General features: G+C 42.7%; 9 protein-coding genes. 6 read left to right on the forward strand and 3 right to left on the reverse strand.

Features of this window, described 5'->3' with window-relative positions; all coding sequences use genetic code 11:
• Positions 1-18: 18 nt before the first annotated feature.
• Complete coding sequence (locus tag NC796_RS24705; protein ID WP_310688496.1) at positions 19-1,569, reverse strand: hypothetical protein; 1,551 nt, start codon at positions 1,567-1,569, stop codon at positions 19-21.
• Between the two features lie 201 nt (positions 1,570-1,770).
• Between NC796_RS24705 and NC796_RS24710 the strand changes: the two genes are divergently transcribed.
• The 3 genes from NC796_RS24710 to NC796_RS24720 all read left to right on the forward strand — a co-directional run bounded on the left by NC796_RS24710 (position 1,771) and on the right by NC796_RS24720 (position 5,670).
• Positions 1,771-2,994 (forward strand): restriction endonuclease, encoded by a 1,224-nt coding sequence (locus NC796_RS24710; protein ID WP_310688497.1) that lies wholly within the window; start codon positions 1,771-1,773, stop codon positions 2,992-2,994.
• Positions 2,995-3,410: 416 nt separating this feature from the next.
• Positions 3,411-4,583, forward strand: a complete 1,173-nt coding sequence (locus NC796_RS24715; protein WP_310688498.1) for an MFS transporter — start codon at positions 3,411-3,413, stop codon at positions 4,581-4,583.
• Positions 4,584-4,668: 85 nt separating this feature from the next.
• Positions 4,669-5,670 (forward strand): alpha/beta hydrolase, encoded by a 1,002-nt coding sequence (locus tag NC796_RS24720; protein ID WP_310688499.1) that lies wholly within the window; start codon positions 4,669-4,671, stop codon positions 5,668-5,670.
• A 206-nt stretch (positions 5,671-5,876) separates the two neighbouring features.
• Here NC796_RS24720 and secG read toward each other — a convergent pair whose 3' ends face one another.
• Positions 5,877-6,302 carry a preprotein translocase subunit SecG gene (gene secG, locus NC796_RS24725; protein WP_310688500.1) on the reverse strand — a complete coding sequence of 142 codons (426 nt, stop codon included), beginning with the start codon at positions 6,300-6,302 and terminating at the stop codon, positions 5,877-5,879.
• A gap of 146 nt (positions 6,303-6,448) precedes the next feature.
• Between secG and NC796_RS24730 the strand changes: the two genes are divergently transcribed.
• Positions 6,449-7,345 carry a mechanosensitive ion channel family protein gene (locus NC796_RS24730; protein WP_310688501.1) on the forward strand — a complete coding sequence of 299 codons (897 nt, stop codon included), beginning with the start codon at positions 6,449-6,451 and terminating at the stop codon, positions 7,343-7,345.
• A 303-nt stretch (positions 7,346-7,648) separates the two neighbouring features.
• Here the strand turns inward: NC796_RS24730 and NC796_RS24735 are convergent, their stop codons facing one another.
• Positions 7,649-8,320, reverse strand: coding sequence for an SOS response-associated peptidase (locus NC796_RS24735; RefSeq protein ID WP_310688502.1), 672 nt, complete (start codon positions 8,318-8,320; stop codon positions 7,649-7,651).
• Between the two features lie 79 nt (positions 8,321-8,399).
• Here NC796_RS24735 and NC796_RS24740 point away from each other — a divergent pair, with 79 nt between their 5' ends.
• Together NC796_RS24740 and NC796_RS24745 are read left to right on the forward strand one after the other, a co-directional pair.
• On the forward strand, positions 8,400-9,305 hold the full coding sequence (locus NC796_RS24740; RefSeq protein WP_310688503.1) for a type II CAAX endopeptidase family protein: 906 nt from the start codon (positions 8,400-8,402) through the stop codon (positions 9,303-9,305).
• 126 nt (positions 9,306-9,431) lie between these two features.
• Positions 9,432-10,826, forward strand: coding sequence for a DEAD/DEAH box helicase (locus NC796_RS24745; protein WP_310688504.1), 1,395 nt, complete (start codon positions 9,432-9,434; stop codon positions 10,824-10,826).
• Positions 10,827-11,099 lie beyond the last annotated feature (273 nt).

Genomic DNA, 11,099 nt, shown 5'->3' on the forward strand with positions numbered 1-11,099 from the left:
CATCATGAATAAAAAATTTTAGCCAAATAAGTTCATCCTGTCCCTTAGGGTTTCCCAATCAAGAATTTCTGTAGAATTAAAAACATGAAGGTTAAAATGCTCCTTAGAAGAGTATTTGTCCCAATTCTCTGCAACTAGTTTTAAATTTTCAGCTGTTATTATTGCAATATCGGTATCAACTCCTGATTCAGCTTTCAATTTGATAGCATTATTTCTTGCAACTGGATCAATTTCTGCTGTTACAATAAGAAATGTGTTTACTCTTCTGCCATTCTCTCTTTCATTTCTGATATACCTTTTAAATTGCTTTAGATGACTATCTGGAAATTTATATGCTCCTCCATTTTTTTTGCTCTTATTATCCCATAGCAGAATAGATTTATCCTTTTCAAAAATAACTCCTCCATCTGCATGTTCATTTCCTGAAAACTCAATTAATGGAATATTCAGCTTGTTCTTAAAAAGATATCTAGTGCCTTCCTCAAAAGCGTTATCTATAAAATCATGATCTTTCACAATATTATTTGCAAGCAGACTATCAATATCTCTTTTGGCTAACTCTTCTAAATACTCATAATATTTTTGGCCTGTATCTTCCTCTGAATATTCCTTGATGACCAGTTTGGAGTAATAGTCTATCAACCTTTGAATCTTTTCATCCTTCCTGCCACTTACATTTAAACTAGGTATCTTAGAGCATATATCACTGAGTTCAGTAGTTGTGAGACATTCTAGAGCCTCACTGGGTTTAATATCTGCATGGATAATTCTTTCAATTAGCTCATCTTTAGTGCCATAGATATATAGGTTACTGCTCTTTAGAATCTCTTTGAGTTGTTTATTCTGTAACTGCTGGAGCAATCTTTGGTATTTATCTTCAATTAATTCTATACCCAAAAATGATTTAACGCCTGAAACTATTTCATCTGGAATAACACATATTCTTGCCTCTCCATCATCATAATTATTGCAATAGAATATGATACCAGCTTTTTGTAAATCATTGATTCCCCTAGAAATTTCAGTGTTGCTATGTACTTCTTTCTTTTCAGTTGGGAATAAGCCTATTTTAGCCTGGATTAAGTACTGATCCTTTTCAGTAATAGATAAATTCTTTCTTAACCTGGTAATCAGAGCTAACTCATCATTACTAATTCTCTCATCTTCTAGAGCTGTTTTTAAAACAACTGAAAATGTGTTTACTGTATCATCATCTATGTGCCTAAAGCTGTCTGAGTTTTTAGAAAGCTCTACAATTTCATTCTCCCTGTTAATAACAGCACTCCTTATTTCCTCCTCAGTACTGTAAAAATTAGGCTTAGATAGGATTGATCTGATAATAAAATTATATAACAGTTTATTTGCATAGGGGTCGTTATAATTATCAGCAATATACTTTTCTATTCTATTGCTAATATTTTCTGAATCTGATAGGGTATCAGCATTTGATTTTACTATCTCTCTATATTCCTCTTCATCCCTGTTAGATGGATAATCCTGAGTAAAACTTTTGATAATTCTCTCAAGATACATCTTGCTCATATATTCAACAGACTCCTCTATCTTCATGATGTAACCCCAAATTTGGTAAGACTTATAATGACATCCCTTAATCACATTAAATAAATAAAATTATTGAATTTAGGGAAACTTGTTTTTCATTAAGCACCTTTAAAGAAGGATTTTCTATTTAACCAAATTTATTTACATAATTCGAGTATCGAGGTTTAAAATAGGATAAAACAATAAAAATAGGATGCCGCCAAAAAGATGGGTAATGAACTCAGCAAAAATAATATTGTAGATATACTAGAGTCCTATTATCCAGAAAGATTCCAGAATCTCTCTCCCATAGATTTTGAGGGCTTAATTAAATTCTTATTACAGGAAAAGTATGCCAAAGCTGAATTAACAAAAGCCAGTGGAGATTTTGGTGCTGATGTAATTGCATATAGTCCTTCACAGGGAAAAATAATTTGTCAGGTAAAGAGATATAATAAAGGTAATAGGGTTGGAAATAAATATATAAATGACTGTATAGGTGCTATTGAATATTACAATGGCAATAAAGGATTAGTTATTACTACTTCCTCTTATACAAGATCTGCAAAGGAAATAGCTAATAGGGCAAATATTGAACTATGGAATTGGAATAAATTATCAGAAGAGATTTCAAAACACTTTTTTGAAGGAAAAGATTACTACAATTATTTCAACAAGGTAAAACAGAGTGATTTATCTCAAGAGACACTAAACATAAGCTTAGATAGAATAGAACAAGGTGGGGCTACAAAAGGAAATGCCTCTTATAATTGGATTTATATTACAATTGAAAATTTGACAAAAAAAATTATTGAAGTCTCAATTATTGATGTCAAGATTATTAATTCAAATAACCAGCAATTTAGTTTTGACCAATGGCATAAAGGTTATTTTTCATCTGGTGAAATATTTCCAAAAGCTAAGGTAGAAGCTAGCTTTAATGTATCCAAACAAAAGGCAGGCCAACTGAAAAGCGGTACTAGGGTATATTTAAAAGCAACTATTAATGATGAAAATCAATTATTCGAACTTGAATATCAAAAGGATAATCATAAGCAAAAACCCAATGGAGAAAAGTCAATTCAGAATTTAATCAAAGAAGATATAGGTGATAAATTAATATTAAAGTCACCTGTTTCAGGAGAATTTAACCAATGGGTTATTGGGACAAACGGTAAAGTTATTAACCCCTATGATAAAATAGCAGAGGTAGATGACATAGAATTAAAAGCTGGTTGTAGAGGTTATTTAAATGAAATTTGTGTGGAAAATCATACTTATATAAAAGCTGGAAAACCAATTATTATTTTAGATACAGAATTAAGTGATTCACTAGAAAAGAAAAATCAATCCAACTCAAATAGTAATAATGATTCAGATATCATAGCGATTTTAATAGCATTTGCTATAGTAATAATCACAATAATTCTAGTTATAGCCGCAAATAATTAAGAGCTGTATACAAGAATAATTGTATTCGCAGCACTATAATTAATAGTGCTTTTTGTTGCTAAATTAACACTTTTTCAAAGTATTAATTGCTATAAGTCTTTGATATTAAACACTTTACATATACTTCTTTACTTACTGTATCGGTAAGTGATTTCCCAAGGTGCGACGCACTTTGGAAGTGCGTCGCACCTGGCCACACCATCTCGTTCCGTACCTCTGGTGCGGAACGCTTGGCGCTAACCGCCGGTTACATAGCTTGAGTTGAACGCTGTGTCCGTGATGCTAACGCTTGTATTCCTTCAGTAACCCAAGCATTAAATTAGTCGCTATACCATAGAAAAGAGTTGTCAATTTTTCGTTTCTTTAGCCTCAACTCATAGCAAGTTGCAATTCCTGATTATTAACGTTCGGTTTTTGTGAAAAAAGCATTTCTATCACTAGCCATGGGCGGGTTTGGCATTGGGATGACAGAGTTTGTCATCATGGGTATTCTACCCGAGGTCGCCGCCGATCTTAAGATTACGATTCCACAAGCCGGGCACTTCATTTCAGCGTATGCCCTTGGTGTGGTCGTGGGCGCTCCGCTGCTGACCGCCTCGGGCAGCAAATGGCCCGCTCACAATGTACTGATGGCGCTGATGGGCTGGTTCATTATCTTCAATACGGCCTCGTCCTTTGCCAACAGCTATAACTCCATGCTCATCCTACGTTTTTTATCTGGATTGCCTCATGGAGCGTTCTTCGGTATTGGGGCGGTCGTAGCGGGAAAGTTGTCGAAGCCCGGCAAGGAAGCCCAGGGGATAGCCAACATGTTTACAGGGCTGACTGTGGCCAACGTAATCGGCGTGCCGATGGGAACCTGGCTGGGGCAAAATTACAGCTGGGGGATGGCATTCCTGTTCGTCGGGGTTGTGGGTGTCCTCACATTTATAGCTATTCTTCACTGGATGCCGGAGCTGGAGCCATCTTCTTCAAAAGGACTTATGCAGGATATGAAGGTATTTAAGCGCCCGCAGTTGTGGCTTGTATTTGCTCTTACCACCATCGGTACCGGCGGATTTTTTGCCTGGTACAGCTATATCGCCCCGCTTATCACCGAGGTGGCTGGCCACAACCAAAGCATTGTCTCCTATGCGATGATCCTGGCAGGTATCGGCATGACGATCGGTAACTTCGTTGGAGCCAAGATGACGGAGAAACTCACTCCCCTCTATGCTACGATGTTCGCCCTTGTCTTTATGGCAACGGCCCTGGTGACAAATACATTTTTAGCCCATGATAAAGTCGGGGTACTCGTTATGACATTCGTTATCGGCGTGATCGCCTTTTGTCTTTCCGCCCCGCTCCAGCTTATGATGATTAATAGTTCCAAAGAGAGCCAGATGCTGGGCTCATCACTTAACCAGAGTGCCTTTAATATTGGCAATGCTGCCGGCGCATATTTTGCTGGTCTGCCAATCGCTTTTGGCTATGGATTTACCTCTGCCGACCTAGTAGGTGCAGGGCTGGCATGTGCAGGTATTGTTATTGCAACGGGTATCCTCTTTTACAGGAAACGAGTGCTGAACATGGCGGTTCCAAAGACATGAATATTTTTGGGCTCTTTTTCGTTAAAGACTGACTCATTGTACATTGTGTAGAAAGCATGTTAAAGTGAATTAAGCCAGTAACATCATGAAGAAGTTGCCATTATTGCTCTCCGTTTTCGTGTTAATAGTCGCCTCATCACTTAAAGCGCAAGAAGATCGCCCTGAACTTGGCATCAACCTGGAGGGATACGAGTATCCCTATGAGGTAGAATTTTATGAGCTCCATACCCAGGGGCAACAGCTGGATATGGCGTTTATGTATGAACAAGCCGAAAATTCCAATGGCCGCACCGTGCTGATGTTTCACGGCAAGAACTTCAATGGCGCGTATTGGGAGCAGACGATGAACGCCTTGCTGGATGAAGGCTACAATGTGCTGGTCCCTGACCAGATCGGCTTCGGGAAGTCATCCAAGCCAGCCCATTACCATTATACTTTTCATCAACTGGCCCGGAATACCCAAAACCTGGTGGATTCGCTGGGCATTTCAACGGTAACAGTGCTCGGCCACTCCATGGGAGGAATGTTGGCCACCCGCTTTTCCCTGATGTATCCGGACGATGTAGAAAAGCTTATCCTGGAGAACCCGATCGGGTTGGAGGACTGGAAGACGAAGGTGCCCTACGCCGGGCTCGAGAACTGGTACCAAAGTTCGCTGAGCAGGACCTTTGAAGGGGTGAAAAGCTACATGATGAGCAGCTATTTTGACGGCCAGTGGGAGGAAAAGTATAACGAATGGGTATACCTGCTGACGGCCATGAGAGACAGTCCCGATTGGGAGCGCTATGCATGGAATTCGGCCCTGACCTACGATATGGTGTTTACCCAGCCGGTTGTCTATGAATTCAAAAACCTGGAGATGCCAACGGTGCTCATCATCGGTCAGCGCGACCGCACGGCGTTGGGCACAGGTTCAGTACCCGATTCCGTAGCTGCTACCATGGGCAACTATCCCAGGCTGGGCAAAGAAACAGCCGAGAAAATCCCGAACTCTACGCTCATAGAACTGAATGACATAGGTCATTTGCCTCATATCGAGGATTTTGACCTGTTTATCAGCAAACTGTTGCCGGCATTGAAGAAGTAGCTTTTAGCAGGAAGGTGCGACGCACTTTTGAAGTGCGTCGCACCTGGCACCTGGAAGAGCAATTCTTTTAAAACTTCTTATTACACAATATTGCTTGCTGTACCTATTTATTTAAGGACATAAAAAAGCCCGAATCCAAAAATGAATTCGGGCTTTCAGTCATCTAAACTGTGAAAAGCTAGAAGTAATACAGTAATTAACGTGCGCTAATTACCGCCATCCTCGGAACCAGAGCCGGCATCACTGTTTCCACCACCTTGTCCCTGCTGTGAACTACCTCCCTGATCTTGCGGTAGTTGTGGTACAGCCGAAGGCGATTGGGAAGGATTGTTCATATTATCCTGTACCGGTTGTTCAACACCACTCTGCTGTACAGCACTTTCCGTGGGACCTTCATTATCGATAGCAAAATTCGCTAAAACTGAGAGTACGAGCAGTGCACCGGCAAGTACAGAGGTCGATTTCGAGAGTAGATCAGCTGCACGTCGTGCGCCGAGTCCGCCACCGCCAGCCATTCCGCCGGCAATACCTCCGCCAGACAAACCCTGTCCCTGGCCAGGTTGCAGCAGTACTACGATAGTCAGCAGCACGCTTATGATAACAATAAGAGAAATTATTAAAGTATAGAGCATAATATCAGTTGTCTTTATTCAGAACCGTAAAAATAGGCAAAATCCTTTTCTATCACAACGGATAAGCGCGTTAAAATTTTGCATTCAGCCAAACGGTATTTTATTGTACTTTTAATGTTCAATTTAATCGTGATTTCAAACTGCCTATGAGCTTTCAGGAACTACTGGAGCAATTCACAACCACGGTAGATCTTTCATCCAATGTGACGATCCAGGTTATCGAATCGATCGCCATCATATTTGTCCTGTGGCTGATTCGGTTTATCGCCATCCGTATCGTCAATCGTAATATTGATGACACCGCCGTTCAGTACAAGTGGCGAAAGAATCTGACCTATTTTATCGTTTTCCTTGGGGCTTTTATTGTGGGGAGAATCTGGTTTGAGGGACTGCAATCTGTAGCCACATTCCTGGGCTTGCTCTCCGCCGGTCTGGCTATTGCGCTGCGCGATCCGGTCACCGATTTTGCGGGCTGGATCTTTATCATGTGGCGCCGCCCCTTTGATGTGGGAGACCGCATCCAGATTGGCGATACCAAGGGCGATGTGGTGGATACGCGCGTCTTCAAATTTACAGTGCTTGAAATAGGCAACTGGGTGCATGCCGACCAAAGTACCGGCCGGGTTATTCACATTCCGAATCATAAGATATTTACTGAATCCCTGGCTAACTACACCAGTGACTTTGAGTTTATCTGGAATGAGATTGAAGTGCTGGTGACCTTTGAGAGCAATTGGAAAAAAGCGAAGGAGATCCTCCAGCAAATTGCCGACAAGCACCTGCAGGATTCGGTAAAAGACGCTGAAAACCAGGTTAGGAGAGCCAGTAAATCCTACATGATTCATTACCGCTATCTTACACCCATCGTTTACACTGATGTGAAAGACAGCGGCGTGAACCTCACGGTCCGTCACCTCTCCAATCCGCGTCGGCGCAGAAGCCTGGGACAGTCGATCTGGGAGGATATACTCGATGCCTTTGACAAGGAGGATGACATTGAACTCGCATATCCCACAATGCGCATTTACAAGGAGGGGGAGTGAACAGGGCACAGTTTGTCAGTGAACAGTGACCATTGACTGACTGTCGAAGATATTTGATTTGAATGAGTAATGCGTGATGCGTATCTGTAACGCGAAGCGCTGCTTTGCGCAGAGTTTCGAAGCAGCGCTTCGAATTACGTTTCCACCACAGGTACTTCGGAGAAGGGAGGAATGGAGACCGGAAACCGGAAAAATTTTATAAAAGTCTAAATTGATTTGACAGCAGTAAACTAGAAAATATATTTCGCCTCCAGCCTCCAGCCTCCAGCCTCCAGCCTCCAGCCTCCAGCCTCCAGCCTCCAGCTACTTGGGAATCGGCTGAATGAGTTCCGGTCTGTTATTGTCGGTATCATTGACATCCTCTGTGACCCGGTTGACCGCCATTTCTGTTAGCTCGAGCGGTTTCAGAATATCAGAATCCGGTGTTAAGTCAATATCTTCTTCCCCAAGCCATTCCGAATAATCATCCCGCCTGATAATAACTGGCATACGATCGTCAACCGGTTGCACCAGGGCGTTGGCTACGGTGTTTATCAAGGCAAAAGAGTAAACATCACGCCCGCTTTTTGATTGCCATACGGTGTAGAGAGCGGCCAGTCCCATCACCTTATTGGAGAGCAGCCTGATATAGAAAGGAGTGCTCTGTTTTTCGCTGAATTTCCATTTATAAAAACCGTTGGCGGGTACGAGGCAGCGCCTCAGCTCGAAAGAATCAGCAAACAGATCATCGTCAAGCGATTCAACCGGAATGTTCAGGGTACTGAGCCCTTCTTTTTCCTCGTCCGCACCTTCCGGTATCATCCCCCACTGAAAATCGTAGATTTTTCGTTCTCCGTCTTCAAAGTAGATAACGGGTACACGGGTCCCCGGTGCAATGTTGTAGTTCGGTTCAAAATAGTCATCGCGTTTTGTTTGAACTCCGAAAATCTCTTCGACATTCTCTTTGGACGCATGCAGTACAAATCGGTCACTCATAAAAAAGTTTTATTCTTTTGGGATGAAATCCTACGTTAGAATTCTACAATTTATATTCAAAAAATAATGTTTCCAACCGATGAATATCTTTTATAATAGCCATGAACAGCGTCTGCGAGCAGGCTGGCGTCTTTTGCTGCAATTTTTGTTGATGCTGGCAATACTTTTGGGGGGACAACTTCTGCTAAACTTTGTTACCTCGAGCCCATCCTTTTTGCTGGGAAGAATTCCGAGTGCGCTTGCATTCATTCTGAGTACGTGGTTGGCTGTTCGTTATTTGGATAATCGCTCCTTCACTTCACTGGGTCTGAAGGTTAACAAAAAATGGTGGCGGGAGCTGGGCGTCGGTTTTGCTATGGGGGCTGTGGTAATGGGTGTCATTTTTTCCCTTCAACTGATTATGGGTTGGCTCAGTTTTACCGGCTACGGGTGGGAGAGGGCCTGGTCGGTAGTCTACCCGATTCCGCTGCTGGGATTTTTTGCAGGCATGATGCTGGTTGGGTTTTATGAGGAATTAATGTTTCGAGGATACCAGATTACCAATATGCTTGAAGGGTTTTCAGGCACAGGCAATAACTCCAGGATGCCCGTTATTTGGGCAATTCTGGGCTCCTCTATTATCTTTGGGATTCTGCACGCCGGAAATCCCAATGCCAGTGCCATATCCACCGTCAATATTATCCTTGCTGGGCTGGTCTTGGCGATGCCATACCTGATTACGGGAAGTCTTGCGCTTTCGGTGGGGCTGCACGCTGCATGGAACTTTTTCCAGGGGGGTATATTTGGATTTCCTGTTAGTGGTCGCGCAGTACGCAGTTCACTGCTGAGTGTGCAGGAGACAGGTCCGGATCTGTTCACGGGAGGGAGTTTTGGACCTGAGGCAGGCTTACTGGGAATATTGGGTCTGTTTCTGCTCGTATTGCTGATATACCAGTACACGCGTGGCGTCGGATATTCCTTTTCATTGCATGACAATTTTAAGTAATGAATACGTTATCAAAGTGGAAGTGTATGTGAGCAAAGCATATAAGTTTTGTATATTCTTGCGTGCTGATCGCCCGTTTGCTTTTGAAGCGGGCTGAACTGAGTAAATGTTAACCAAACTAAGAAGGTGAGTACTTTGACATTCGATGAGATGAATCTGAGCCCTGAACTGATGAATGGGCTTCGAGATGTGAACTACCAAGAACCAACTCAGATACAGGAATCGTTAATTCCACTGGCATTAGAGGGAAAAGATATCCTGGTCAAATCAGAAGAGAGCGAGAAGGGAAAATATGGATCTTTTATCGTTCCCGCCCTTGAGAAACTGACAAAAACGGAAGAGGAAAAGGGCACACAAATTCTGGTATTGACGCCTCATCACGATGATGCCCAAAAGATTGATGAACTATTTTGGGCCATGGGATATCATGCACAGGTAGATTGTGCTACGGTAGGAATAGAAGGCGATTGGGATGAGCAGGAAAAAGCAATCAGTGATGGTGTACAAGTGTTGGTTGCTAATCCGGGCCGACTTCTCGAAATTCTCCAGGAAAACCGTTTTGTCTTCCGCGGTTTGGAACTTCTCGTTCTGGATAGGATTGAAGACCTTATTTCGCTTGACCTCGTATCCAAACTCAAGGATATCAAGAAGAGGTTAATTAGCGATTACCAGGTTCTGGGTTATGCTGATGAATTCAATGACGATGTAAAATCTCTGGTTGATGATTTCATGGAGGAGCCGGAGGTCGTCGGCTTTGAAAAGGTGCGGTCCAACGGCCAACTTACGACAGAACCGCCGGAATTGAGCAGCCAGCTGAAACAGGGGTACATCAAGGTGCCCAACCGGATGAAGATTACTACCCTAATGGCTCATATCGATTCCACCCCAACCGACAAGTGTGCCATTTTTACGGCCTCTAAAAGGGGAACGGATCGCCTGTATCGCGTGCTGCGCAAGCGGAATTATTCTGCAACCAGCCTCCATGGCAAACTGTCTGATGACAAGCGATCGCAGCGTTTTTCCAACTTCGCCAACGGCGATGTCCAGTTCCTGCTCGTAGCTGATATCTCAGCCGCAGATCTTCAGCTGGATAAAGTTGAGCAGGTGATTAACTATGATGTGCCCAATGATCCTGACGAGTATCGATATCGCGCTGGGTTGGTTGGTGAAGGCAAGGCCGGACGCATTGTATCACTGGTTTCCAAGCAGGACCGAAGTGACATCAATCAGCTGAAAAATGAGTTGGGTGAGGCCCCAAGTGAATTGCCGCTGCCGGACGAAGTGAAGAAAAAGCTTGAGGAACGGCGCAAGAAGAATAAGAGCAAAAATAAGAATAGAAGTAAAAGCCGTGGTCGTAGCAAGAGTAAGCAAAAACGTGGCAGCAGGGGCAATAAAAGGCAAAAAAGTGACGATATGGAATTGCCAAAACCCAGTTATGATAAGCTGAGTGGAGGCCGTACTGGGAATAACGATGAAGAAAAGGGCGTGCTGGACTTCTTCAAGAAGCTCTTTACTTCATAGTATTCAATATATTCAATCCTGATTATTTGACCGTCCGATCGCTTGTTGGCGCTCGGACGGTTTTTTTATGGCAAATCATAAAGCGGGACCATGTGAAACGGTTTAATCTAAATTACTCAAAGAATTGCGTTTCATTGAACTGTTTATAAGGGGCCTTTGCAGAACCCCTTGTTTTGGGGATTTTTCCCAAAACCGATAGGTTTAATCGAACATCGCCAATTTTTAACTCAAATGGAATCTTTTTATGTCGGATAAGCGCCATCAGCTCAGTAT

Origin of the sequence: Aliifodinibius sp. S!AR15-10, assembly GCF_031569985.1 — a bacterium.
Classification (GTDB): domain Bacteria; phylum Bacteroidota; class Rhodothermia; order Balneolales; family Balneolaceae; genus JAMQKA01.

Excerpts from the sequence above, each read along its gene's own strand:
- NC796_RS24705 (WP_310688496.1), bottom strand. The coding sequence starts at position 1,569 with ATGAAGATAGAGGAGTCTGTTGAATATATGAGCAAGATGTATCTTGAG.
- NC796_RS24710 (WP_310688497.1), top strand. The coding sequence starts at position 1,771 with ATGGGTAATGAACTCAGCAAAAATAATATTGTAGATATACTAGAGTCC.
- NC796_RS24720 (WP_310688499.1), top strand. The coding sequence starts at position 4,669 with ATGAAGAAGTTGCCATTATTGCTCTCCGTTTTCGTGTTAATAGTCGCC.
- secG (WP_310688500.1), bottom strand. The coding sequence starts at position 6,302 with ATGCTCTATACTTTAATAATTTCTCTTATTGTTATCATAAGCGTGCTG.
- NC796_RS24730 (WP_310688501.1), top strand. The coding sequence starts at position 6,449 with ATGAGCTTTCAGGAACTACTGGAGCAATTCACAACCACGGTAGATCTT.
- NC796_RS24735 (WP_310688502.1), bottom strand. The coding sequence starts at position 8,320 with ATGAGTGACCGATTTGTACTGCATGCGTCCAAAGAGAATGTCGAAGAG.
- NC796_RS24740 (WP_310688503.1), top strand. The coding sequence starts at position 8,400 with ATGAATATCTTTTATAATAGCCATGAACAGCGTCTGCGAGCAGGCTGG.